22 protein-coding genes are annotated in these 24,922 nt (G+C 71.7%); 18 read left to right on the top strand and 4 right to left on the bottom strand.

Annotation, left to right across the window (positions count from 1 at the left end):
- Positions 1–56: 56 nt before the first annotated feature.
- The 9 genes from ACTWP9_RS05810 (at position 57) to ACTWP9_RS05770 (ending at position 10,989) form a co-directional block, all read left to right on the top strand.
- Entirely contained in the window at positions 57–1,511 is a 1,455-nt protein-coding gene (locus ACTWP9_RS05810; RefSeq protein ID WP_443244899.1) for an aldehyde dehydrogenase family protein, read from the top strand.
- Between the two features lie 140 nt (positions 1,512–1,651).
- A complete protein-coding gene (locus ACTWP9_RS05805) occupies positions 1,652–2,242 on the top strand; it encodes a TetR/AcrR family transcriptional regulator (protein WP_443244898.1) in 591 nt (196 codons plus the stop codon).
- Positions 2,239–3,165: a phosphotriesterase family protein gene (locus ACTWP9_RS05800; RefSeq protein ID WP_443244897.1), complete on the top strand. Its 927-nt coding sequence runs from the start codon at positions 2,239–2,241 to the stop codon at positions 3,163–3,165. The genes ACTWP9_RS05805 and ACTWP9_RS05800 overlap by 4 nt, the downstream gene beginning before the upstream one ends.
- Positions 3,166–3,278: 113 nt before the next feature.
- Entirely contained in the window at positions 3,279–4,046 is a 768-nt protein-coding gene (locus tag ACTWP9_RS05795; RefSeq protein WP_443244896.1) for a metallophosphoesterase, read from the top strand.
- Between the two features lie 129 nt (positions 4,047–4,175).
- On the top strand, positions 4,176–4,322 hold the full coding sequence (locus ACTWP9_RS05790; protein ID WP_443244895.1) for a hypothetical protein: 147 nt from the start codon (positions 4,176–4,178) through the stop codon (positions 4,320–4,322).
- A gap of 249 nt (positions 4,323–4,571) precedes the next feature.
- Positions 4,572–5,837 carry a sensor histidine kinase gene (locus ACTWP9_RS05785; RefSeq protein WP_443244894.1) on the top strand — a complete coding sequence of 422 codons (1,266 nt, stop codon included), beginning with the start codon at positions 4,572–4,574 and terminating at the stop codon, positions 5,835–5,837.
- Positions 5,838–5,858: 21 nt separating this feature from the next.
- Positions 5,859–6,527, top strand: coding sequence for a response regulator (locus ACTWP9_RS05780; RefSeq protein ID WP_443244893.1), 669 nt, complete (start codon positions 5,859–5,861; stop codon positions 6,525–6,527).
- 279 nt (positions 6,528–6,806) lie between these two features.
- Positions 6,807–8,735: an acyl-CoA dehydrogenase family protein gene (locus tag ACTWP9_RS05775; RefSeq protein WP_443245242.1), complete on the top strand. Its 1,929-nt coding sequence runs from the start codon at positions 6,807–6,809 to the stop codon at positions 8,733–8,735.
- Positions 8,736–8,811: 76 nt separating this feature from the next.
- Entirely contained in the window at positions 8,812–10,989 is a 2,178-nt protein-coding gene (locus ACTWP9_RS05770) for a hypothetical protein (protein ID WP_443244892.1), read from the top strand.
- On the opposite strand, the gene ACTWP9_RS05765 is transcribed toward ACTWP9_RS05770, so the two are convergent.
- Positions 10,986–12,695 carry a translation initiation factor 2 gene (locus ACTWP9_RS05765; protein WP_443244891.1) on the bottom strand — a complete coding sequence of 570 codons (1,710 nt, stop codon included), beginning with the start codon at positions 12,693–12,695 and terminating at the stop codon, positions 10,986–10,988. The genes ACTWP9_RS05770 and ACTWP9_RS05765 overlap by 4 nt on opposite strands.
- 253 nt (positions 12,696–12,948) lie before the next feature.
- Between ACTWP9_RS05765 and dxr the strand changes: the two genes are divergently transcribed.
- The 6 genes from dxr (at position 12,949) to ACTWP9_RS05735 (ending at position 20,307) form a co-directional block, all read left to right on the top strand.
- A complete protein-coding gene (gene dxr, locus ACTWP9_RS05760; protein ID WP_443244890.1) occupies positions 12,949–14,244 on the top strand; it encodes a 1-deoxy-D-xylulose-5-phosphate reductoisomerase in 1,296 nt (431 codons plus the stop codon).
- Complete coding sequence (locus ACTWP9_RS05755) at positions 14,241–15,545, top strand: M50 family metallopeptidase (RefSeq protein WP_443244889.1); 1,305 nt, start codon at positions 14,241–14,243, stop codon at positions 15,543–15,545. The genes dxr and ACTWP9_RS05755 overlap by 4 nt, the downstream gene beginning before the upstream one ends.
- Positions 15,546–15,713: 168 nt before the next feature.
- On the top strand, positions 15,714–16,871 hold the full coding sequence (gene ispG, locus ACTWP9_RS05750) for a flavodoxin-dependent (E)-4-hydroxy-3-methylbut-2-enyl-diphosphate synthase (RefSeq protein ID WP_443244888.1): 1,158 nt from the start codon (positions 15,714–15,716) through the stop codon (positions 16,869–16,871).
- A gap of 143 nt (positions 16,872–17,014) precedes the next feature.
- Positions 17,015–17,860, top strand: coding sequence for a GNAT family N-acetyltransferase (locus ACTWP9_RS05745; protein WP_443244887.1), 846 nt, complete (start codon positions 17,015–17,017; stop codon positions 17,858–17,860).
- A gap of 74 nt (positions 17,861–17,934) precedes the next feature.
- Positions 17,935–18,504 carry a GNAT family N-acetyltransferase gene (locus ACTWP9_RS05740; protein ID WP_443244886.1) on the top strand — a complete coding sequence of 190 codons (570 nt, stop codon included), beginning with the start codon at positions 17,935–17,937 and terminating at the stop codon, positions 18,502–18,504.
- Between the two features lie 93 nt (positions 18,505–18,597).
- Positions 18,598–20,307: a proline--tRNA ligase gene (locus ACTWP9_RS05735; protein ID WP_443244885.1), complete on the top strand. Its 1,710-nt coding sequence runs from the start codon at positions 18,598–18,600 to the stop codon at positions 20,305–20,307.
- A gap of 52 nt (positions 20,308–20,359) precedes the next feature.
- Here the strand turns inward: ACTWP9_RS05735 and ACTWP9_RS05730 are convergent, their stop codons facing one another.
- From ACTWP9_RS05730 to ACTWP9_RS05720, 3 genes are all read right to left on the bottom strand, one after another.
- Positions 20,360–21,313 carry an aminoglycoside phosphotransferase family protein gene (locus ACTWP9_RS05730; protein WP_443244884.1) on the bottom strand — a complete coding sequence of 318 codons (954 nt, stop codon included), beginning with the start codon at positions 21,311–21,313 and terminating at the stop codon, positions 20,360–20,362.
- Between the two features lie 88 nt (positions 21,314–21,401).
- Positions 21,402–21,881 (bottom strand): ferritin-like domain-containing protein, encoded by a 480-nt coding sequence (locus tag ACTWP9_RS05725; protein ID WP_443244883.1) that lies wholly within the window; start codon positions 21,879–21,881, stop codon positions 21,402–21,404.
- On the bottom strand, positions 21,878–22,564 hold the full coding sequence (locus tag ACTWP9_RS05720; RefSeq protein WP_443244882.1) for a hypothetical protein: 687 nt from the start codon (positions 22,562–22,564) through the stop codon (positions 21,878–21,880). The genes ACTWP9_RS05725 and ACTWP9_RS05720 overlap by 4 nt, the downstream gene beginning before the upstream one ends.
- A gap of 350 nt (positions 22,565–22,914) precedes the next feature.
- Here ACTWP9_RS05720 and rimP point away from each other — a divergent pair, with 350 nt between their 5' ends.
- The 3 genes from rimP to ACTWP9_RS05705 all read left to right on the top strand — a co-directional run bounded on the left by rimP (position 22,915) and on the right by ACTWP9_RS05705 (position 24,900).
- Positions 22,915–23,472, top strand: coding sequence for a ribosome maturation factor RimP (rimP, locus tag ACTWP9_RS05715; protein ID WP_443244881.1), 558 nt, complete (start codon positions 22,915–22,917; stop codon positions 23,470–23,472).
- A 2-nt stretch (positions 23,473–23,474) separates the two neighbouring features.
- The gene (gene nusA / locus ACTWP9_RS05710) at positions 23,475–24,497 is read left to right on the top strand and encodes a transcription termination factor NusA (RefSeq protein ID WP_443244880.1); all 1,023 of its coding nucleotides are present in this window, start codon (positions 23,475–23,477) and stop codon (positions 24,495–24,497) included.
- A 106-nt stretch (positions 24,498–24,603) separates the two neighbouring features.
- Positions 24,604–24,900: a YlxR family protein gene (locus tag ACTWP9_RS05705; protein WP_443244879.1), complete on the top strand. Its 297-nt coding sequence runs from the start codon at positions 24,604–24,606 to the stop codon at positions 24,898–24,900.
- Positions 24,901–24,922 lie beyond the last annotated feature (22 nt).

Here is a 24,922-nt window from a genome sequence, read left to right as displayed (position 1 = left end):
CCCTAACGTTGGCGCTGGAACCGAGCCACTCTCCCGTATCCGGAAGGCGATCCGCAGTGACGACAGCGACTTCTCCTCACGCATTCTGGCTCGCCGGCCGTAAGGCCACCGGCGACAGCACGCTCGACGTCACCTCGCCCTGGGACGGCAGGAACGTCGGCACCGTCAGCATCCCCACGTCCGAGCAGGTGGAGGAGGCCGTGGCTGCTGCCGCCGCGGTCGCCGACGAGTTCTCCGCCACCCCCGCGCACGTCCGCGCCGCGGCGCTCGACCATGTCACGCGCCGCCTCGTGGAGCGTACGGAGGAGATCGCCCAGCTGATCTCGGCGGAGAACGGCAAGCCCATGAAGTGGGCGCGCGGTGAGGTCGGCCGCTGCGTCTCCGTCTTCCGCTGGGCGAGCGAGGAGGCCCGCCGGTTCAACGGGGGCGAGGCCCAGCGCCTCGACTCGGACGCAGGAGGCACCGGCAGGCTCGCCTTCACCCGCCGCTTCCCCTACGGCCCGGTTCTGGGTATCGCGCCGTTCAACTTCCCCCTCAACCTGTGCGCCCACAAGGTCGCCCCGGCGCTCGCGGTCGGCACCCCGATCATCCTCAAGCCCGCGCCCGCCACCCCGCTGTCCGGGCTGATCCTGGGCGAACTGCTGGCCGAGACGGACCTGCCGGCGGGCTCGTGGTCGGTGCTGCCGGTGCCGAACGACCAGATGCCGGGGCTGGTGCAGGACGAGCGGCTGCCGATCATCTCCTTCACCGGCTCGGCTCCGGTCGGCTGGTCCATCCTGGACTCCGCGCCCCGCAAGCGCGTCACCCTGGAGCTGGGCGGCAACGGCGCGGCTGTGGTGCTGGCCGACTACTCCTCCGAGGCCGACCTGGACTGGGCGGCCCAGCGGATCGCCACCTTCTCCAACTACCAGGCGGGCCAGTCCTGCATCTCCGTGCAGCGGGTCGTCGCGGATGCCTCGGTCTACGACCGGCTGGTCCCCAAGGTCGTGGCGGCTGTCGAAGCGCTCAACACCGGTGACCCCTCCGACGAGTCCACCGATGTGGGCCCGCTGGTGAGCGAGGACGCGGCGCGCCGCGTCGAGTCCTGGATCGGCGAGGCCGTCGCGGCCGGCGCCAAGGTGCTCACGGGTGGCAAGCGCGACGGTGCGACGGTGGAGCCGACGGTGCTGGAGAACGTCCCTGCCCACACCCAGATCGGCTGCGAGGAGGTCTTCGGGCCCGTCATGTCGTTCGTGAAGGTGAACGGCGAGCAGGAGGCGTTCGCGGCCGTCAACGACTCCCGGTACGGCCTGCAGGCCGGTCTGTTCACCCACGACGTGCAGGCCGCCTTCCGTGCACACCGCGGGCTGGAGGTCGGCGGTGTCGTCGTCGGCGACGTTCCGTCCTACCGTGCCGACCAGATGCCCTACGGCGGTGTCAAGGACTCCGGTGTGGGCCGGGAGGGTGTGCGGTTCGCGATGGAGGACTACACCTACGAGCGCGTCATGGTGCTCACCGGTCTCGACCTCTGAGCCGCACCGTCTGCCCTCCCCGAGCGCACACTGCTGCCGGGCTCCCGCACAGCGCACGCTGTCGGGGGCCCGGCAGCGGCGTTACCGAGGGGCGGCGGAGCTGCTGGATTCATGTACCTACTGGTATGTACAGTGGGATTATGAGCGGTACTGACACGGCCAACAAGCTGATCGAGGCCACCCAGGAGCTCCTTTGGGAGCGCGGTTACGTGGGCACGAGCCCCCGGGCCATCCAACAGCGGGCCGGAGCAGGCCAGGGCAGCATGTACCACCACTTCGGCGGCAAGCCCGACCTGGCGCAGGCCGCGGTGCGCAAGAGCGCGGAGGAGATGCGTGCCACAGCCGACGCGGACCTCTCGCGCCAGGGGAGCGCCCGGGAGCGTGTCCGTGCCTATCTGGGGCGGGAACGCTCGGTGCTGCGCGGCTGCCGGATCGGCGGGCTCGCCCAGGACCCGGACGTGATCGCGGACCCCGCACTCCGCACCCACCTGCGGGAGACCTTCGACTGGCTGCGCGCTCGCCTGACCGAAGTGCTCGAGGAGGGGCGGGCGAACGGCGAGTTCGGGCCGGCCTTCGACCCCGCCGGTACGGCTGCCACGATCGTCGCCGTCGTCCAGGGCGGCTATGTGCTCGCCCGCTCCGCCGGGGACCCCGGACCGTTCCACGAAGCGACCGACGGCCTGCTGCGGCTGCTGGACGCCCACGCGGCCGAACCCGGGTCCCTCTCGTGACGCGGGAGGACGGGGGAGCGGCCCCTGCCGTTCGCACCGTCGAGGGCGATCTCCCCGGCCCGGAGCTGGGAGTGTGTGACGCCCACGACCATCTGTTCCTGCGCAGCCCCCGGCTGCCCGGCGAAGAACTGGCCGACACCGAAGCGGCCGAGCAGCAGTTGCGAGGGTTCGCCGAGCACGGCGGACGAAGCCTCGTGCAGTGGACGCCCTACGGACTGGGCCGCCAATCCGGAGCACTGGTGGAACTCGCCCGGCGCACAGGAACACGGCTGGTGGCTGCGACGGGGCTGCACCAGGCCCAGCACTACACCGAGGAGCCGCCGTCCGATCCGGCAAAGCTGTTCGTCCAGGAGCTGACCCGCGGGATACGCGGTGGCGTCTGCGGCGAGCAGCCCCGGGCGGGGCTGATCAAGGTTGCGGGCGACTTCCACGGGCTCGGCCCTTATGCGCAGCGGACGATGGCAGCCGCAGCCGAGGCGCACCATGCCACCGGTGCACCCATCGCCGTGCACCTGGAACAGGGCACCGGCGCGGCGGACGTACTGGCCTTCCTGTGCGAGCAGCAGGAAGTGCCGCCCTCCAGCGTGCTGTTGGGGCATCTGGGACGCTGCCCGGATGTGCGGATGCAGCGCGAGGCGGCACGTTCCGGGGCGTGGCTCGTTTTCGATGGACCGTCGCGCACTCATCACGCCACTGACTGGCGCCTTTTCGACAGTCTGGCCGACCTGTTGGAGCAGGGCTATGGCGACCAGTTGCTGCTGGGCGGGGACACGGTCACCGCGACGGCCCGTGCCGAGACCGGGGTGCCGTTTGTGACCCGCGTACTGCGGTCACGCGTCACCCGCGAGCTGGGCCCGGAGACGGCCCGGCGGCTCTTCGTGGACAACCCGGCACGCGCCTTCGCCGTCCACTGGAAGAGCTGAGTACCACCCCGGATCCGGAGGAGTGACCCGGCGCCGGAGCCACACGACAAGCGAGCCACACGACAAGCGGCTCAGACGGTAAGCGAGCCACACGACAAGCGAGGAACCAACGCATGTTCGCCTTCGCGCAGTTCAGCGATATTCACCTCGGCCAGGACCGGGGCGACGGCGGGGCACGCGCCCGCGAGCGCACCGAGCGGGTGCTCGCCTACCTTGCCGGCCTGCCCGGCGAACTCGATGCCGTACTGCTCACCGGGGACATCGCCGACCACGGCGAGGAATCCGAATACACCCTGGCGGCGAAGCTCTTCGCCGACCACGGGGTGCTTCCACTGATCTGCCCCGGCAACCACGACGCACGCGGCCCCTACCGCTCCGTGCTGCTGAACGGCGAGGCATCCGATGTCTCACCGGTCAACCAGGCGCACCAGTTGCTGGGTGCCACATTCCTGATGTGCGACTCCAGCGTGCCCGGCAAGGGGCACGGCTATCTCGACGACGCCACCCTCACCTGGCTCGACCAGGCGCTGGCCGGAGCGCCGGGCGACAAGCCCGCCTTCGTCTGCTTCCACCACCCGCCGGTCCCGCTGCACGGTCAGTACGTCGACCCCATCCGGCAGTTCGGCGAGGAGCGGCTTGCCGAGGTCGTCCGCAGGCACGGCAATGTGGCGGGGCTGCTGTGCGGGCACAGCCACACCCCGGCGGTCACCACCTTCGCGGGGCTGCCACTGGTGGCGGCGCCCGGCGTGGTCTCCACCCTGAAGATGCCCTGGGAGGGTGAGGAGGGCGGGCCCATCGACTACGAACTGCCGCCGGTGCTCGCCTTCCACGTCCACGACGACGAGGGCAGGCTGACGACCCACTTCCGCGTCGTCCCCTGAACCCTGGCACGACCCCGCCCCCTGCGCGCCGCTCGGCGGCACTACAGTGCCTTGAGGAACGTGATTCCGAGGTACTTGTGTGCGATCCGAGGCCGGAGGTCCGGCCCGGAGTCCAGGGGAGGTGGGTCCATGCGCCTTCGCGAGGAGTGGCAGCGGCGACGGATCGGCCGCGCCCTGACCGTCGTCGTGGCGGCTCTCGCACTGCTGCTGTTGCTCATCACTGTGGTGCTGATGCTCAGTGGGCACTCCGCAGCGTCGAACAGCGCCACGCCCTGAGGCTGTTGTCTGCGGTCACGGTTTCCCCCGGCCCGTGGCCCGCCCCCCGTCCCCCGGGGCGTGGCGCTCTTCCCGAGAACTGAAGTTACGCCGTCCCCGCCCGCCGGTCATCACCGTACGGCGGTAAGTGGAAGCTGTCCTTCTGCGGTAGCCGACCGCCGGAGTGGTACCACAGCGGTAGACGGCGGGCGCGCTACACAGCGCGTCCGGTGGATGAGGGCTCCGTCGGCAGATGGCTACGCTGCGACGATGCGGAGCACGACGGTCTGGACCCGACTGCGCCACAGAGCTGAGCGCGTGCCGGCCTGGGCGTACGACAGCGCCATCGCGCTCGCCATCACTGCCGTCAGCCTGCTGTTGGGCAACGACCGCGTCCCGGCGGGCTGGTCGGGTCTTGACGGCCTGGGCGTGGCGCTGACCTGCGCGGTGAACCTGCCGCTTGTCGCCCGCAGGCGCATCCCGTTCGCGCTGAGCCTGGGCGTCTTCGCGGTATGGACGGTGTATGTCGCGCTCGACTACTGGCCCGTCGTCAACACCCTCGGTCCCCTCCTCGCGCTCTACACCGTCGCGTCCATGCGCCCGCTGCGTGAGGCGGTGCTGTGCGCGCTGCTGCTGGCGGCGGTCTGGAACTTCGCCGGGACGACGGGCGAGGAGAGCTCCTGGGCCACCGTGCTGGGCCAGAGCGTGCTCTACACCAGCGTCATCTGCGGCTTCGGCTATCTGGCGCGCAAGTCGGCGCAGCGCAATGTGGAGCTGGCCCGGCTGACCGGCCAGCTGCGCCGCGAACGGGCGGGGGCCGAGCGGCGTGCCGTCGCCGAGGAGCGGGTCCGGATCGCCCGCGAACTGCACGACGTGGTGGCGCACCACATGTCGGTGATATCCGTGCAGGCGGGACTGGCGGGCTACGTCTTCGACACCGACCCGCAGACCGCGCGCGGCGCGCTCGGCACCATAGCCGACACCTCCGGGGAGGCACTGGCCGAACTCCGCCGCCTGCTGGCCGTGTTGCGGGTGGAGGGCGGCGACCGGCCAGGAGACGGCGGCCCGCAGCTCGTCAAGGGAACCGAGGACCAGGCGGAGTTCGGCCCCGCACCCGGGCTCGACCAGCTGCCGGAACTGGCCGAACGGGTACGCGGCGCAGGCGTGCCCGTACAGTTCACCGTCAGCGGCGAGCCCCGCCCCCTCGCGCCCGGCGCCGGCCAGTGCGCCTACCGCGTCGTCCAGGAAGCGCTCACCAATGTGCTCAAGCACGCCTACCCCGCCCAGGCGGCCGTCACCGTCGCCTACGAGCCCCGGCAGCTGACCGTGACGGTCTCCGACGACGGCCGTACCAGCGCGGGCGGCGCCGACGGCTCTCGTACCCGGAACCCCGTACCGCCGGGTGCCGGCTCGCCCCCTCCGGGCGGGCACGGCTTGATTGGGATGCGGGAGCGCGCCAGGATCTACGGGGGCCGGCTGCACGCCGGGCCACGGGCGAGCGGTGGATTCGAGGTGCAGCTGATCCTCCCCGTCTGACGGCCAGAGGGGAAACACACGGTGACGACCAGGGTGCTCGTCGTCGATGATCAGGTACTCATCAGGGCGGGCGTCGCCGCTCTGTTGCGTGCCGCACCGGACATGGAGGTCGTCGGCGAGGCGTCCGACGGGGACGAGGCGGTCCAACTCGCCGCCGAACAGCGGCCCGACGTCATCCTCATGGACATCCGGATGCCCGGCACCAGCGGTATCACCGCGACCGAGCGGATCCTGTCGGCGAGCCCGGAGCCTCGTCCCCGCATCCTGGTGCTGACCACCTTCGATCTGGACGAGTACGTCTACGCGGCGCTGCGCGCCGGGGCCTGCGGCTTCCTGCTCAAGGACACCGGTCCGCAGCGGCTGCTGGCCGCCATCGCCGCCGTAGCGGAGGGGGACACCCTCTTCTCGCCGAGCGTCACCCGCCGCCTCATCGAGGCGTACGCCCCGCAGTCCGGCCCCGCCACCCCGCCGCCCGAGACGCTCGACGTGCTCACCGGACGGGAGCTGGATGTGCTCCGCCTGGTGGCAGGCGGGCTGTCCAACCCCGAGATCGCCGAGGCCCTGGTGATCAGCGAGTCGACCGTCAAGACGCACCTCAACCGCACGATGGCCAAGCTGGACATCGGCAGCCGCGCCCAGGCCGTCGTCCTCGCCTACGAAACCGGCCTGGTCACTCCGGGCAGCGGCTAGGACGGGGTCCCCGCGCCCGTAAGGGGCGCGGGACTGTGCTTCATGTGCGGCTCCGCCGCGTGGGCGCGCCCAACCACAGCCCCCGCAGCCTGCGTGGGCCGGGCAGGGGCACCCCTTACCAGGACAGCGGCGGCACGCGAAACGCGTCTGTGCGCGGCGTCTGGTACGCCCGGGAGGAATCGGGTACATACGACCGAGTAGCACCCGTCGGTAGCCGTCAGTCGGCTGTCACCGTCCCGCACCGCGTATCCGCCTCCACACCGTTTCGAGGTGAGCGAGATGACCGTCTCCGAGCGTGAAGCACGCGAAGTCGCCGAGGCAGCCCGGGAGAAGGACTGGCGCAAGCCCAGCTTCGCCAAAGAGCTGTTTCTCGGGCGCTTCCGCCTCGACCTCATCCACCCGCATCCGGAACCGGCGGCCGACGACGTCGCGCGCGGTGAGGAATTCCTGGCGAAGTTGCACGAGTTCGCCGAGGCCAAGATCGACGGCGCGCTGATCGAACGCGAGTCCCGCATCCCGGACGAGGTGCTCACCGGCCTCAAGGAGCTCGGCGCGCTCGGCATGAAGGTCGGCACCGAATACGGCGGCCTCGGCCTGACCCAGGTCTACTACAACAAGGCACTCGCGCTGGTCAGCTCCGCCAGCCCGGCCGTCGGCGCCCTGCTCTCCGCGCACCAGTCCATCGGCGTACCGCAGCCGGTGAAGCTGTTCGGCAGCCAGGAGCAGAAGGACGCCTTCCTGCCCCGCTGTGCACGCAGCGACATCTCCGCGTTCCTGCTGACCGAGCCCGACGTCGGCTCCGACCCGGCGCGGCTGGCCACCACAGCCGTACCGGAGAGCGGGGGAGACTACGTACTCGATGGAGTGAAGCTGTGGACCACCAACGGGGTGGTCGCCGATCTCCTGGTCGTCATGGCGCGCGTCCCCGAGCCCGCAGCGGACGATCCACGCCGGGCCGAGGGCCACAAGGGAGGCATCACGGCCTTCGTCGTCGAAGCCGACTCCGAGGGCATCACCGTGGAGAACCGCAACGCCTTCATGGGGCTGCGCGGCCTCGAGAACGGCGTCACCCGCCTCCACCGGGTGCGGGTCCCGGCCGCCAACCGGATCGGGCCCGAGGGCGCCGGCCTCAAGATCGCGCTGACCACCCTCAACACCGGCCGGCTGTCGTTGCCCGCCACCTGCGTCGGCTCCGGCAAGTGGTGTCTGAAGATTGCCCGGGAGTGGTCGCAGGCGCGCGTCCAGTGGGGCAGGCCGGTCGCGAAACACGAGGCCGTCGGCAGCAAGATCTCCTTCATCGCGGCGACGACGTTCGCCCTGGAGGCGGTGGTCGACCTGTCGTCCCAGATGGCCGACGAGGACCGCAACGACATCCGGATCGAGGCCGCGCTCGCCAAGCTCTTCGGCAGCGAGATGGCCTGGAAGATGGCGGACGAACTGGTGCAGATCCGCGGTGGCCGCGGTTTCGAGACCGCCGAGTCCCTCGCGGCGCGCGGCGAACGCGGTGTGCCCGCCGAGCAGTTGCTGCGCGATCTGCGGATCAACCGCATCTTCGAGGGCTCGACCGAGATCATGCACCTGCTGATCGCCCGCGAGGCCGTGGACGCGCATCTGTCGGTCGCCGGCGACCTGATCGACCCGGACAAGACCCTCGCCGACAAGCGCAAGGCAGCGGTCGCCGCCGGTACCTTCTACGCCAAGTGGCTGCCCAAGCTGGTCGCGGGCCCCGGCCAGCTGCCGCGTACGTACACCGAGTTCGACGTCCTCGCCGGGCATCTGCGCTACGTCGAGCGCACGGCACGCAAACTGGCCCGCTCCACCTTCTACGCCATGTCCCGGTGGCAGGGCCGGATGGAGACCAAGCAGGGCTTCCTCAGCCGCATCGTGGACATCGGCGCCGAGCTGTTCGCGATGAGCGCGGCCTGCGTACGGGCGGAGAAGCTGCGGCGTGAGGGGACCGACGGGCAGGCCGCCCATCAGCTGGCCGACGCGTTCTGCCGACAGTCCCGCGTCCGCGTCGAAGAGTTGTTCGGGCGACTGTGGAGCAACACCGACGATGTCGACAACCAGGTTGTCCGAGAGCTCCTGGACGGCTCCTACGCCTGGCTGGAGGAGGGCGTGATCGACCCGTCCACCGAGGGGCCCTGGATCGCCGACGCCACCCCCGGCCCCGCCCAGAAGGAGAACGTGCACCGCCGTATCCCCTGACCCGCGCTCTGCGGTCCGGTCGGCGGCACACCGGTGCCCCCTGCCCAGCTCCACGCCCCCGCCCTAGAGTTGGGGCGTGAGCGAGCAGACACGCAACACCGTCGACGGGCACGTCAGCACCGGTGCGATCGTCCAGGCGGCCAGCATCGGGGCAGTGCACCACCACACGCACGCCGCACCGGAGGAGCCCACCGCTCCTCCGGTGCAACTACCGGTCGAAGCGGCGTACTTCGAGGACCGGGACGCCGAACGCGCCGACGTTGCACGGGCACTCGGGCAGCGCCGCGGGCGCCCGGGGGTGGTGCGACCGCTGGTCGTGGCCGTCAGCGGCATCGGCGGCGTCGGCAAGAGCGCACTGGGACTGCGGCTTGCGCACGAGACGTACCGCGAGCGGGGGTGCGGCGCCCTGTATGTCGACCTGGACGACGTACGCCGGGACGGCGCCGTGGCCCCTGCGGACGTGCTGGCAGTGCTGCTCCGCGCGCTGGGTGTGCACGAGCCGTGGCTGGCAAAGGACTTCGCCGGGCGCCGCCGCCAGTACGAGCAGCGCACCGCACGCCGCGAACTCGTCGTCGTCCTCGACAACGTCGCCTACGCCAGCGAGGTCGAACCCCTGCTGCCCGTCTCCTCCGGCAGTGTCGCCATCGTCATCAGCAGAAAGCGCCTGGTGGACCTGTCCGGCGCGCTTGAGGTGCCGCTGGGCCCGCTGCCCGGCGAGGCGGCGGAAGGACTGCTGCACGCCGTTCTGGACGGTACCCGCCCGGCCGGCGGTCCGGGCACGGTCACCGAGATCGCCCGGATGTGCGGCGGACTGCCCGCGGCGCTGCATGTCGCCGGCCGGTATCTGCGCACCCACCGGCGCAGGCCGCCCGAGCGCCTGGTGGCCGCGCTGCGCACCGAACTCGACGAGGAGGGCCTGCCCGTGGTGGAAGCCGTCTGGGACGCCGCCTACCGCGAGCTGAGCGCCCCCGCGGCCCGCCTCTACCGGCTGCTCGCCGCGCACCCCGGACCGTCCTTCACCGCGGCGTCGGCCACCGCGCTGCTCGGTAGCGCCGACCCGGACACCGCCTACGACGCGCTGGGCGAGTTGGAGCACGCCAGCCTGATCGCGGTCTGGGCCCGCGCAGGGGAGGCCGACAGTGCAGCGGCGCACGGCAGCGCCCCGGAGCCGGAGTCCGACGGGGCGACGGAACGTCTCCGTATGCACGATCTGCTGCGCGCTCACGCTCAGCGTCGCGCCCGCCGAGACAGCGACCCGGGCGAGGCGGCAGCAGCCCGGCGCCGGGTGGTGCGCTGGTACCGGCGGCAGGCGGAACGCGCCGACGAACTGATCGCGGGCGGCCGGATGCGCTTCGCCACCCCCGTGCCCCCGCTGCCGTACGCGCCGGACGTGCCCTTCGCCGACAAGGCGGACGCGGCCCGCTGGATGAGAGCGGAGGAACCCGCGCTGTACGCATGCGTGCACCTCGCCCATGACAGCGGGAACCTCGGTGAACCGGAGGGCGACACCGACGCCTGGAGCCTGTGCGAGCCGATGTGGACGCACTTCATGGACCACCGGCACCACGCGGAGGCCATTGACGCCTTCCGCGCCGGGCTCGCCTCCGCGCAGCGCGCCGAGCAGGTGGCGGCGCAGGCCAGGATGTGCTGCCAACTGGCCCGCGCCCTGTGGGAGGTGGGCGGGCTGCCGGAAGCACGCACCATGGTGGACCGCGCCGTGGAGGCCGCGGCGACGCTGGAGGGCGAGCCCAAGCTGCGCGCCTCCACCCTCGAATTCCGCGGACTGCTGCACTGCGCGGAGGGTGACCCGGCGCGCGCGATAGAGCAGTTCATGGCCTCCCGCCGGATCCACGAGGAGATCGGCAACCCCTATGGCGTCCTGCTGCAGAGCTATCTGCTCGGCAAGACCCTCATCGAGCAGGACGAGCCGCAGCGCGCTGTCGACGCGCTCGAAGCGGCACACCGGATGGCCCTGGAGCAGGACCGCGAACGGATGACCGGGCTCACCGCCTACCAACTCGCCCGCGCCCTGCGCCGACTGGAGCCGGCTGCCGACGACGGCCGGGTACAGGCGCTGTACGAGCGTGCGCTCACCAGCGCACGTACCCGCGGCGCCGACCACGACGAGGCCGCGGCCCTGTACGCACTGGCCGACCTCGCCGAATCGGCGGGGGAGCGGGAGACGGCCGAGGCGCACCGCGCTCGGGCCCGCGCCATCGAGACCCGCGCGGGCGGCGTCGTGGAGCACGGCTAGCCGGGCGGCCCCTCCGCCGGCACCCCCGGGTCGTCCGGTACGGGCCGCAGGACCGCCACCGCGCGCTGCCCGCCCACCTCGCACCGCACCCGCTGCCCGGCGGGCACGGCAGTACGCCGCTTAGCGAGCCAAGCGTGCACACCGCACAGCACCGCGACCGGATCGACCCCCGTGGGAGCGGAATCCAGTCGCACATCCAGCAGCCCGCCGTCCCGCACCCGCAGCACATACCGGTCCGGCGCCATCACCGCGGCAGCCGTACGGCACGACCCCGGGTACGCCGCGAGCACCTCCGCGCTCCACTCCCGTACCGAGACCCCGGCAGCGTGCCCGTCCCAGTGCCGGTACAGCAGCCCGGCGCTCTGCACATGGCGCAGCCCCGCCCAGTCCTCCTCGGCCGCCAGATGGTCACCGGCGCGGCCCGAGACCGGGCGCCGCACCACCCGCACCGTGTCCCCGGTCCCGTCCCCGTCGGCGTCCGCATCCACGGCGAAGGCCCACGGAGCGGGTGACCGCTGCACCACCTCCACCGGCAGCGGCAGCGGCTCCGGTTCGGCGGGCACCGGGGGCGGGGTGAGGTCCAGCAGCTCGTACAGGTGTCTGCGCAGCTCCCGCACCGCGCTCCCGTGCCGGGCGAAGGCGTCCGCCGCCACCGCCCGCACGGTCTCCGGCCGGTGCTCCGCCAGCGCCCGTTCGAGCAGGCGCTGGTACGGCGTGTGCTCGTCCAGCCGCGGCACCGCGGCCAGCAGCCGGGCCATGGGCGTGCCGGGCAGCAGTTCGGTGCCGCCGTCGTAGGCGCCCAGCACGGGGAGGCCAAGTGCCGCCGCGTACAGCGCTGTCGAGCCGTGGTCGGTGATGACGCAGTCCGCGGCGACCAGCAGCGCCGCCCACTCCTCGTACGGGCGCGGCAGCAGTACCCCGGCCTTCCGCTCCGGGGTGAGGTCCAGGCTGAGCCCGAACTGCTCCTTGCGCGCATGCTCGTTCGGGTGCAGCACCAGAGCTGTCTGGTAGGTGTCGTACGGCAGTTCCGTCGCCAGCCGCAGCGGCAGCCCGGGGCGGCGCTCCAGCAGCGACTCCCGGCCCCAGGTGGACAGGGTCACCACCAGCCTCCGCCGGCCGGTCCGCAGGGCGCGCCGGTAGCGGTCCCGGCGTGGCTGCGATTCCAGCAGCCGGTCGAGTGTCGGGTCGCCGACGACGGCAGCCGGTGCGGCGGCCGGCGGCGAGTGTGCGGCCAGGCGGTCGAGCTGACCGGGGTGGGCGAGGGCGTGCAGCCGGGCAAGCGGGGCGCCGTCGGGGCGCAGCAACTGGTCGGGGTGGAGCCCGTTGGCCGCGTCGTCCCCCGGCTCGCCCGGTCCGGCGGGCATCCGTTTGCTGAAGCCCGCACCGTGCGGCAGCAGCGTCAGCGGGCCCCGCAGCCGGTGCAGTTCACCGCGCGCGGAGGCCGCCAGTATCAGCCCGAACGAGCGCCGGGTGGCCTCTTCCCAGGGCAGTTGCCGCGCGCGCAGCCCGTCGAGCGCGGCCAAGGCGTCGGCACCGAACTCCGAACCGGGCACCAGCGTGACGTACGGCCGGATCCGCCGGTCACCCGCGAGGGCGGGCGCTGCGTCGAGGAGACGGTGCAGCGTGGTCGCCGTCCTGACGACGAAAAGCACGCTCCGGGCTTCCGGCTTCCGGCTCCCGGCTCCCGGCTCCCGGCTCCCGGCCAAATCATCGATTTTAGTGGGCGCCACACGATCGCGTATGCCACTTCGTTGACTCAGCGGCAGCCTGTTCTGATCGCTCGGCGGCATGAACGTGATCGTACTCGGCGGGAAAGCCGGTACCAGGCGGTCCCCGCAGCGCTGGAAGACCCACGGCGCCGGCGCTGCGCGCCCCACCCGCGCGCCGACTTCCGCGTGCACCCGGCCTCGCACCCGGTGCGCTGTCCGGTCGGGTCGCGGGAGCGGACACAATGGGGGCATGACCGACTCCCTCGCTGATCCGCATCTGCGCTACCCCGGCACCGAGCCCTCCGGCAACGGCAGTGGCACGGCCGCAGCGTCGCAGGCGCGCGCACCGCGCGACATCGTGATCCTCGGCTCGACGGGTTCGATCGGCACACAGGCCGTCGACGTCGTGCTGAAGAACCCGGGCCGTTTCCGGGTCACCGCGCTGGCCGCCTCGGGCGGCCGGGTGGAGCTGCTGGCCGAGCAGGCGCACCAGCTGCGGGTACGCACGGTGGCCGTGGCCCGCGAGGAGACGGTGCCCGCGCTGCGGACGGCGCTGCGGGAGGCGTACGGCACGAATGAGCCGCTGCCCGAGGTGCTGGCGGGCCCGGACGCCGCGACGGAGCTGGCCGCCTCCCGGTGCCACACGGTGCTCAACGGCATCACCGGCTCCATCGGCCTCGCACCGACCCTGGCCGCGCTGGAGGCGGGCCGGGTGCTGGCGCTGGCCAACAAGGAGTCGCTCATCGTCGGCGGGCCCCTCGTCAAGGCACTGGCCCGGCCCGGCCAGATCGTGCCCGTCGACTCGGAGCACTCCGCGCTCTTCCAGGCCCTCATGGGCGGCAGCCGCTCCGAGGTGCGCAAGCTGCTGGTCACCGCCTCGGGCGGCCCGTTCCGGGGCCGGAGCAGGGACGAGCTCGCCGATGTGACCCCGCAGGAGGCGATGGCCCACCCCACGTGGGACATGGGCCCGGTCATCACCGTCAACTCGGCGACCCTGGTCAACAAGGGGCTCGAAGTCATCGAGGCGCATCTGCTCTACGACATCCCGTTCGACCGCATCCAGGTCGTGGTCCATCCGCAGTCCGCCGTGCACTCGATGGTGGAGTTCACGGACGGCTCCACCCTCGCCCAGTGCGGCCCCCCGGACATGCGGCTGCCGATCGCGCTCGGCCTCGGCTGGCCGGACCGGGTGCCGGACTCCGGGCCCGTCTTCTCCTGGACCGAGGCGATGTCCTGGGACTTCTACCCGCTGGACGAGGAGGCGTTCCCGTCCGTTGCGCTGGCCTGCCGGGTGGGCGCGCTGGGCGGTACGGCACCCGCCGTCTTCAACGCCGCCAACGAGGAGTGCGTCGAGGCGTTTCTGGCCGGAAGGCTGCCGTTCACGGGCATCGTGGATACGGTTGCGGCTGTGGTCGAAGAGCACGGCACGCCGGACGGAACCGGGCTTACCCTTCCCGATGTCCTGGCCGCAGAGACCTGGGCGCGCGCCCGCGCCCGTGAACTGGCGGCACGTTCCGCCACAGCAACAGCGGAGGCCCGCGCATGACGACGTTCATGACCATCCTCGGCATAGTCGTCTTCGTCGTCGGCCTGCTGTTCTCCATCGCCTGGCACGAACTGGGCCACTTCTCGACGGCCAAGATGTTCGGCGTACGGGTGCCACAGTTCATGGTGGGCTTCGGCCCCACCCTGTGGTCCAAGCGCAAGGGCGAGACGGAGTACGGCATCAAGGCGGTGCCGCTCGGCGGCTACATCCGCATGATCGGCATGTTCCCGCCGGCCGACGACGGCACCGTACGGCAGCGCTCCTCCTCGCCGTTCCGCGGCATGATCGAGGACGCGCGCGCTGCCGCGTACGAGGAGCTCCAGCCCGGTGACGAGCACCGGATGCTCTATACGCGCAAGCCGTGGAAGCGCGTCATCGTGATGTTCGCCGGGCCGTTCATGAACCTGATCCTGGCCGTGGTGATCTTCCTGACGGTGCTGATGACCTTCGGGGTCAACACCCAGACGACCACCGTCTCCACGGTCTCTGAGTGTGTGATCCCCGCCTCGGCGCAGACCGACAAGTGCCCCAAGGACGCCAAGGACTCCCCGGCCAAGGCGGCGGGCCTCAAGCCGGGCGACAAGATCGTCTCCTTCGACGGGCAGCCCGTCGAGGACTGGGGCGCCCTCCAGCAGCACATCCGCGACACCACGGGCCCCGCCACCCTCACCGTCGAGCGGGACGGCACCCGGCACACGCTGCACGCCAACCTGATCGAGAACAAGGTCGCCAAGTCCGACGGCCGCGGCAGCTATGTCCCCGACGAGTACGTGACCGCCGGATTCCTCGGCTTCACCCCGGCCAGCGGCATCGTGCAGCAGTCCTTCCCGCAGGCCGTGGACCGGATGGGCGGCATGATGGCCAACGGCGTGGAGGCCCTGATCGACCTGCCGGGCAAGGTGCCCGACCTGTGGAACGCGGCCTTCGACGGCGCCGAGCGCAAGCAGGACTCGCCGATGGGCGTGGTGGGCGCCGCCAGGGTGGGCGGCGAGGTCTTCTCGCTCGACATCCCGCCGAGCCAGCGGGTGGCGACCATGCTCTTCCTGGTCGCGGGCTTCAATCTGAGCCTGTTCCTGTTCAACATGCTGCCGCTGCTGCCGCTGGACGGCGGACACATCGCCGGCGCCGTATGGGAGTCGCTGCGGCGCAATCTGGCCAAGGTCTTCCGGCGCCCGGACCCCGGCCCCTTCGACGTCGCCAAGCTGATGCCCGTCGCCTACGTGGTGGCCGGTATCTTCCTGTGCTTCACCCTTCTGGTGCTGGTGGCCGACGTGGTGAATCCGGTCAGACTCACCGGCTGACCGGATAGGTGTCTCATGCGGTGACGCCCGTGCGATTTCGCACGGGCGTCACCTTTTGCCGCATTCTTCCGTGAGCAATGTGCTCCGCGCGAGGCCGGTGCCGTAATCTCGGGGACCGGGAGCCCGCCGAACCCGGGACTTGAACGACACCGTTGGGGTTGCACGCTGATGACAGCGATTTCGCTCGGAATGCCGGACGTTCCGGCCAAGCTCGCCGACCGCAGGGTCAGCCGGAAAATCCAGGTAGGAACGGTCGCGGTCGGTGGAGACGCGCCCGTGTCCGTGCAGTCCATGACCACGACCCGCACCTCGGACATCGGCTCGACGCTGCAGCAGATCGCCGAGCTGACGGCGTCCGGGTGCCAGATCGTCCGGGTGGCGTGTCCCACACAGGACGACGCCGACGCGCTCGCCACGATCGCCCGTAAGTCGCAGATCCCGGTGATCGCCGACATCCACTTCCAGCCGAAGTACGTCTTCCAGGCCATCGACGCAGGCTGCGCCGCCGTCCGCGTCAACCCCGGCAACATCAAGCAGTTCGACGACCAGGTCAAGGAGATCGCCGCCGCGGCCTCCGCCGCCGGCACCCCCATCCGGATCGGCGTCAACGCGGGCTCGCTGGACAAGCGGCTGCTGGAGAAGTACGGCAAGGCCACGCCCGAGGCACTGGTCGAGTCGGCGCTGTGGGAGTGCTCGCTCTTCGAGGAGCACGGCTTCCGCGACATCAAGATCTCGGTCAAGCACAACGACCCCGTCGTGATGGTCAACGCCTACCGGCTGCTGGCCCAGCGCTGCGACTACCCGCTGCACCTCGGCGTCACCGAGGCCGGCCCCGCCTTCCAGGGCACCATCAAGTCGGCCGTCGCCTTCGGCGCCCTGCTCAGCGAGGGCATCGGCGACACGATCCGGGTCTCCCTCTCGGCACCGCCCGCCGAGGAGGTCAAGGTCGGCATCCAGATCCTGGAGTCCCTCGGCCTGCGCCAGCGCGGCCTGGAGATCGTCTCCTGCCCCTCCTGCGGCCGCGCCCAGGTGGACGTCTACAAGCTCGCCGACGAGGTCACCGCAGGGCTCGAAGGCATGGACGTCCCGCTGCGCGTCGCCGTCATGGGCTGCGTCGTCAACGGCCCCGGCGAGGCCCGCGAGGCCGACCTCGGCGTCGCCTCCGGCAACGGCAAGGGCCAGATCTTCGTCAAGGGCGAGGTCATCAAGACGGTGCCCGAGTCCAAGATCGTCGAGACCCTCATCGACGAGGCGATGAAGATCGCCGAGCAGATGGAGAAGGACGGCGTCGCCTCCGGCGAGCCGGTGGTGACGGCGGCGAGCTGACCAGCCCGCCTGCGGGACCAGCACAGCAGCAACCGCCGCGCGGGCCGCGAAGGCCGCGCGGCGGCGGCGTTCTGTGCGCACGGGTACAGTGCCAGCAGATCGTTCCTTACGCCCACGGGCCGCACGGTGAGGCACCGAGACCGTTGTTGACCACCACTTCCACCAAGGTCGTCGAACCGGCCGAGCTCCAGGAGGCGCTCGCCGTTCTGCGCCGGGAGCCGGTCAACAACGCGTTCGTCACTGCCCGTGTACAGAACTCCGGGCTCGACCCCTGGCGCCTCGGCGGCGAGATGTGGGGCTGGTACCAGGACGGCCGGCTGGCAGCCCTCTGCTACAGCGGAGCCAACCTCGTCCCGCTGTGCGCGGGCCCCGACGCCGTCCGGGCGTTCGCCGAGCGGGCACGCCGCCAGGGCCGCCGCTGCTCGTCCATCGTCGGGCCCGCGGGCCCCACGGCGGCGCTGTGGTCGTATCTGGAGCCGCACTGGGGCCCGGCCCGGGAGGTGCGGCCCAACCAGCCGCTGCTGGTCACCGACCGGATGCCGTACGACATCGCGCCCGACCCGCTGGTGCGGCGGGTCGCCAAGAACGAGATGGACCTCGTGCTGCCCGCCTGCGTGGCGATGTTCACCGAGGAGGTCGGCATCTCCCCGCTGTCCGGCGACGGCGGGCTGGTCTACCAGGCGCGGATCGCCGAACTCGTCAGCACCGGGCGCTCCCTCGCGCGCATCGAGGACGGCCGCGTCATCTTCAAGGCCGAGATCGGCGCCGTCACCCCCTACGCCTGTCAGATCCAGGGGGTCTGGGTGGCCCCCGAGCGGCGCGGCGAGGGCCTCTCGGAGACCGGTATGGCCGCCGTCATCGGTCATGCGCTGCGCAACGTCGCCCCGCTCGTGAGCCTCTACGTCAACGACTACAACGCCCCCGCACGCGCCGCCTACCGCCGCGTCGGCTTCCGCGAGGTCGGCGCGTTCATGAGCGTCCTGTTCTGAGACCGCCCGGCCGGGATTTGCCGCGCTGCGCTGCCTCTTCGCGTGGACACGGCCAAGGAAGTAGCCTCCCGGCCATGCCGCACACAGCCGGGGGACAGCTCCCGGACCCCCGGAGAGTGGTCACCGGCCCGCTCGACCTCACAGCGCGCGTCGACGAGGCGCTCGCCGTCCAGGCTGTCGCCTTCGGCCTGACCGACGAGGAGATCGGCGTACGCAGGCACATCGTCCTGCGCCATATGACCTCCCCCGGCGCGCGGGCACTGGGCACCACCACCGAGGAGGGCCGCCTCGTCGGCTTCGTCTACGGGATGCCGAACGACCGCACCCAGTGGTGGTCCACGGTGGTCGAGCCCTATCTGCGCCAGCAGGGCCACGAGGACTGGCTGGAGAACACCTTCGTCATCACCGAGCTGCATGTGCACCCCGCCTTCCAGCGCCGCGGGATCGGGCGCGAGTTGATCATCCGCCTCACCGACGCGGCCACCGAGCCCCGCTCCCTTCTCTCCGCCCTCGACACCGACAGCCCGGCCCGCGCCCTCTACCGCCGCCTCGGCTACCGCGACCTGGCCCGCCGTGTGCAGTTCCCGAGCGCGGTGCAGCCGTATGTGGTGATGGGGGCGTGGTTGCCGTTGGCGCGGGGCTGACATCTCGTTTCCGTGCTGCCGGTGCGGGCCGATAGGCTCCACATCGACGTGTTCCGTCACTCATCGCGAGTACAGCCCCGAGCAGGAGTCCCCATGGCAGCCCGTGTCCAGCGTTTGTCCCGGTCGATGCTGAAGACGCTGCGTGACGACCCGGCGGACGCGGAGACGCTCAGCCACAAGCTGCTGGTCCGCGCCGGATACGTACGCCGCACCGCCGCCGGCATCTGGACATGGCTCCCGCTCGGCAAGCAGGTGCTGGAGAACGTCACCCGTGTCGTACGCGAGGAGATGGACGCCATCGGCGGCCAGGAGGTGCTGCTCCCGGCGCTGCTGCCCAAGGAGCCCTACGAGGTCTCCGGCCGCTACGAGGAGTACGGCGACCTGCTCTTCCGCCTCAAGGACCGCAAGGGCGGCGATTACCTCCTCGGCCCCACCCACGAGGAGATCTTCACGCAGGTCGTCAAGGACCAGTGCACCTCGTACAAGGACCTCCCGGTCACCGTCTACCAGATCCAGACCAAGTACCGGGACGAGGCCCGCCCCCGCTCCGGCATCCTGCGTGGCCGCGAGTTCACGATGAAGGACTCCTACTCCTTCGACGTCTCCGACGAGGGCCTGGCCGAGTCCTACGCCGCGCACCGGGTTGCCTACAAGCGCATCTTCGAGCGCCTGGGCCTGGACTACCGCATCGTCTCGGCCGTCTCCGGCGCCATGGGCGGCTCGGCCTCCGAGGAGTTCCTGGCCCCCGCCGCGGCCGGCGAGGACACCTATGTGCAGTGCCCGCAGTGCGGCTACGCGGCGAACACCGAGGCCGTCTCGATCACCGTGCCGCCGTCCTCCGCCGAGGGTCACGGCCCGGTGGAGAAGCTGGACACCCCGGACACCCCCACCATCGAGACGCTCGCCGAGTACCTGGGCGTCCCCGCCTCGGCGACGCTGAAGAACCTGCTGGTCAAGGTGGACGGCGAGATCACCGCGGTCGGCGTCCCCGGTGACCGCGAGGTGGACCTGGGCAAGCTCGGCGAACAGCTGGCGCCCGCCACGGTCGAGCTGGTCACCGCGGAGGACTTCGAGGGCCGTTCGGATCTGGTCCGCGGCTACGTGGGCCCGCAGGGCGGCATGGCGGGCAAGGCGTTCCGCTACCTCGCCGACCCGCGAGTGGCCCCCGGTACCTCCTGGATCACCGGCGCCAACGAGGAGGGCAAGCACGCCCGCAACGTGGTGTGCGGCCGGGACTTCGAGGTGGACCAGTACCTCGATGTCGTCGTTGTCGAGCCGGGCGACCCCTGCCCGAGGTGCGGTGCCGGCATCGAGCTGGACCGCGCCATCGAGATCGGCCACATCTTCCAGCTGGGCCGCAAGTACGCCGACGCCTTCGAACTGGATGTGCTCGGCCAGGACGGCAAGCCGGTCCGCGTCACCATGGGCTCCTACGGCGTCGGCGTCTCGCGCGCCGTGGCTGCGCTCGCCGAGCAGCACGCCGACGAGCAGGGCCTGTGCTGGCCCCGCGAGGTGGCGCCCGCCGATGTGCACGTGGTCGCCGCGGGCAAGGCGCAGCAGACCGAGGCGGCTCTGGAGATCGCCGACCGGCTCGGTGCGGCGGGTGTGCGGGTGCTGGTGGACGACCGTACGAGCGTTTCCCCGGGCGTGAAGTTCACCGACGCCGAGCTGATCGGCGTACCGACCATCCTGATCGCCGGACGGGGCATCAAGGACGGTCGTGTGGAGCTGAAGGACAGGCGTACGGGGGAGCGCGAGGAGCTGCCGATCGACGAGGCGGTCGCCCGGCTCACCCAGGGCTGAACGCTCACCCAGCCGGTGCGGAAAGGGCCCCTGCGACAGCAGGGGCCCGCGGTCACAGCCAGGCGGCGAACTCCAGCAGCATCTCCGCGTCCGCTGTGTTGCCGCCCGCGTACTGCCGGCATGCGGACTCGACCGCGCGGTAGAGGGTCCATCGGCGTACCCGTTCGCGGGGGACGTCGAGTGAGTCGGCGAGCTTGTTGACGCGGCGGCGGGTGACGGCAGGGGCGCCGGAGGACGCCATCAGGTCGTGCAGCCGGTCGCGGACCAGCCGGGCCAGGTCGTAGGCGGGCTCGCCGACCAGGGGGTCGGGTCCCACGGTCAGCCAGTGCGCGCGCTCACCACGTTCGGAGGCGGCCAGCACGGCGCCCTGCCGGAAGTCCCCGTGCAGCAGCACCGGATCGCCCTCTGCAGGCTCGGCGAGCATCGCCTCCCGGGCCTCCAGCGCGGCGGCCACCAGTGGCTCGGCGTCCGGTGGCACCGAGGAGCGCATCAGCGCCGCCTCCACGGCGGTGTGCTCGGCGACCGTCTCCAGGCCGTGGCCCGCAGGCGGCGGCACCCACAGCCGCCGCACCACCGAGACCGCCTCCAGCGTCGCCTTCGCCTCCGGCAGCGACCGCAGCGACACCTCGCAGCGCAGCCGCTCCAGCAGCAGCACGCCCTCTTCCGGCACGGCCCGCAGCACCCGTACGGCACCCAGCCCGTGCCAGGCGGTCAGCGCCTCGTACTCGCGCGCTGCCCGCACCGGTGCGGGCGCTCCGTCGGGGGCGAGCAGCTTCAGCGCGGCCGGCGTACCGTCCGCCTGCCGCACCAGTACCACCACACTGCTGCGCCCGCCCGGTGTCACCACCCGTTCGGCCACCAGCTCCCACTGCTGAAGCCACCGCTCCAGCAGTGCGGAGAGCCCCTCCAGCCAGTTCTGCGCCGCGGTGGCCGCAGCGGCGCCCTGCTGGGACGCCAGCGCGCGCAGCAGCCGCTGCGGGGGTTCGAGGGGCAGCACGGAAGCCATTCCGGACGGGCCTTTCTTCAGTACTTTGCTTCAGTGCTCGTCTTCAGCACTTTCGAAGGGGCGCGTACGGCGCACGCGTCCGGCGGCGTCACAGCGTGCCTGGGGCGCTCGAACCGCTCGGTGCCCCGGAGGGGGAGGCCGGCGAGTCCCCGGCGCCCAGCTCGGTGAGGCCCGGGAAGGCCACGCCGCTGCCCTTCCAGCGCACCGAACGGACCGCGGCCTCCCGCAGCGCGTCGGCTGCCGCGCGCCGCCGAGCTCCCTCGCCTGCCCGCACCAGGTCCGCGTACACCCCGGCGACGCGGTCCTCCAGCTGGGCCGCGAGCCGTACCGCGGCTTCGCTGTCGGGCACAGCGAAGGGCAGCGCGTAGGCAGCCGCGGCGGGCTCCGGTTCGCCGCCCAGCGAGCGAATGGTGCGGCGCAGCGCGTCCCGGCGGGCCCGGTGTGCTTCGTAGCACTCGCGGACCTCGCTCTTGCGGTCCTCGCCGATCCGCCCGCCGACGACCCCGTAGCCGTAGACGGCGGCGTGCTCGGCCCGCAACGCGGCCTGGGCGGCGGTCAGTTCCTTCATCCGTCCGCCTCTCCCTCGCCGTTGCCGCCCGTGCTCTTGTCGCCGTCCGCCTTCTTGCCGTGTTCGTCGAGGAGGTACCCGTGGGCCGAGCCACAGGCGGCCACCGACGCCAGCAGCCTGGCGAACTCGGGCGGGGCACTGCCCAGTGCCTTCGTACGTGCGGCGGCCAGCTGCCGCTCGGCCTTGGCCAGCGCCGCGAGCGCCGCCTTCTCGGTCCTGGGCACGGACGCCGTGTCCGGGCTGGGTGGCCGCTCGGAGGGTCCGTCCGGTCCGCCGTCCGGCTGCCCGGACCGGGTGGGGCCCGGCGAGCCGGAGGGCGGCCGGGAGCCGCGCGAGTCGGAGGGTTGCGGGGAGGGCGTTTCGGTGCCGGACTCGCTGCCGCGCAGCACTCGCACATGGCGGGCCACCTCGTCGCGCAGCGGGCGCAGTCGCGCGGCGAGCGCCGGGTGGACCTCGACCGTGCCGTGGTAGCGGGCCAACAGGCGGTTGCTGTCGTGTGCGGCGCTCCTGCGCAGCTGTCGCGTCGCATCCGCGCGTTCCCCGTCGGCGCTTCCCGGCGCCGCCTCGTCCGTACAGGCCGTGACGAGCGGCAGGCCGAACGCCGCCCCCGTGGCGCCCAGCGCGCCGGTAAGCAGCGATCTGCGGCGTGGTCGTGCCGCTGCCGGTGACGGCGTGAGCGACATGTGCACTCCCTGGATGTGGGCGAACGAACGGCCAGACGGACTGCGGCCTCGCCCGGACTTGTGACCGCAGTGGGGCGCTGGTCACGCCCCGCGAGGGTACCCGGGCTTCTTCCCGCGGCTGTCCGGGGCCACCCCTGCCGGGCCGGTCCGCACCCGGACGCCGGACAGCGGCGTCGGACAGGATGTCTGCCGACGGCACCCGGGACCGCTGCCGCGGCGGCACAGCCGTGGACTGCCGCGCGTTCCCCGACCGGGTCGGCGCAGCGCGCCACAGACGATAGGCTTGGTCGGCGACACGCCCCTGTCACGAGGCCCCCTACAACAGCACACGCGGCCGAGGAGTCACCCGGATGAGCACCACCCAGAGCGAGAGGCTGCGCGGACTGCTGGAACCTCTCGTCAGCAAGAGGGGGTTGGATCTCGAAGAGATCGATGTCACCCCGGCCGGAAAGCGGCGCGTGCTGCGTGTCGTCGTGGACGCTGATGACGGGGTCCAGCTGGACACCTGCGCGGAGCTGAGCCGCGCCTTCTCCGAAGTGCTCGACGAGAGCGACGCGATGGGCGGCGCCCCGTACGTGCTGGAGGTCACCTCCCCGGGGGCCGACCGCCCGCTGAGCGAGCAGCGGCACTACCACCGCGCCGTCGGGCGGCTCGTCAAGGCACAGCTCACCGAGGCGGCCGGCGGTGGCGAGCTGACCGCTCGTATCACCGCTGTCGACGAAGAGGGCGTCGATCTGGAGGTGCCCGGGGTCAAGGGGCGCAAGCCCACGGCCCGCAGGCTCGCGTTCGACGAGATCGCCAAGGCGCGGGTCGAGATCGAGTTCAACCGCAAGGCCGCGGAGAAGCCGCGGCGCACCTCCGCGGTCGGCGACGCCGAAGCCGCCGGGAACGAGAACGAGGAGGCGTAGCCGTGGACATCGACATGAGTGCCCTGCGGGGGCTGGTCAGGGAGAAGGAGATCTCTCTGGACCTGCTGGTCGAGGCGATCGAGTCGGCCCTCCTCATCGCGTACCACCGCACCGAGGGCAGCAGGCGGGACGCGCGCGTCGAGCTGAACCGCAAGACGGGCCACGTCACGGTGTGGGCCAAGGAGAGCCCCGAGGAGCTCGAAGAGGGCGCCGAGCCACGGGAGTTCGACGACACCCCGAGCGGCTTCGGGCGGATTGCCGCGACGACGGCCAAGCAGGTCATCCTGCAACGGCTGCGGGACGCCGAGGAGGAGGTCACCTTCGGCGAGTACGCGGGCCGTGAGGGCGATGTCGTGGCGGGCGTCGTCCAGCAGGGCAAGGACCCCAAGAGCGTGCTGGTGGACATCGGCAAGCTGGAGGCCATCCTGCCGCCGCAGGAGCAGGTCCCGGGCGAGGAGTACGCGCACGGCACCCGGCTGCGTACGTACGTCGTCCGCGTCGCCAAGGGCGTGCGGGGTCCGTCGGTGACCCTCTCCCGCACCCACCCGAACCTGGTCAAGAAACTCTTCGAGCTGGAGGTCCCGGAGATCGCGGACGGCTCGGTGGAGATCTCGGCCATCGCCCGTGAGGCGGGTCACCGCACCAAGATCGCCGTACGGTCCACCCGCTCCGGACTCAACGCCAAGGGCGCCTGCATCGGCCCGATGGGCGGCCGGGTGCGCAATGTCATGGCGGAGCTGCACGGCGAGAAGATCGACATCGTGGACTGGTCCGACGACCCGGCCGATCTGGTCGCCAACGCTCTGTCCCCGGCGCGGGTGAGCAAGGTGGAGATCCTGGACCTGGCAGCGCGCTCCGCGCGGGTCACCGTGCCCGATTACCAGCTGTCACTGGCCATCGGCAAGGAAGGGCAGAACGCCCGGCTCGCCGCCCGCCTGACCGGCTGGCGTATCGACATCCGCCCGGACACCGCCGAAGCAGCCGGGGACGGCCAGTCCCAGGACCGCTCGGCCGGGCAGGGCTGAGCGCGGTCACACTACGTGGCCGGAGGCTTGCGGACCGGCTGCGAATGAGTAACGGGGCCCTTACCCCCCACGGGGTTTCGGGGCTTCGGGGAGGTAGACTTAGGCAGTGTCTGGCCGGACGCGTGGTCGGGCGTGCCCTCAGCGGACCTGCGTGGGCTGCCGGGAGCGCGCCGATAAGGATGTTCTGCTGCGAGTGGTGCTGATCGGGGGAAGCCTGATCCCCGATCTTCGCGGTAGGCTGCCCGGTCGGGGTGCTTATGTGCACTCCGTTTCGTCCTGTCTTGAGCAGGCCGTCCGGCGCCGGGCATTCAACCGGGCCTTCCGGGGCCCGGGTCCGTTCGACCTCGCGGAGCTGCGGGAGCACGTGGAGCGGAACGCACAGACAAGCACCGCAAGACCGTAAGCACAGCCCGTACGGAACCTCC

Source organism: Streptomyces sp. 3N207, from assembly GCF_052246355.1.
Taxonomy (GTDB): domain Bacteria; phylum Actinomycetota; class Actinomycetes; order Streptomycetales; family Streptomycetaceae; genus Streptomyces.
The sequence above is the reverse complement of the archived record's forward strand: the minus strand, read 5'-3'. Positions and strand labels throughout refer to the sequence as shown.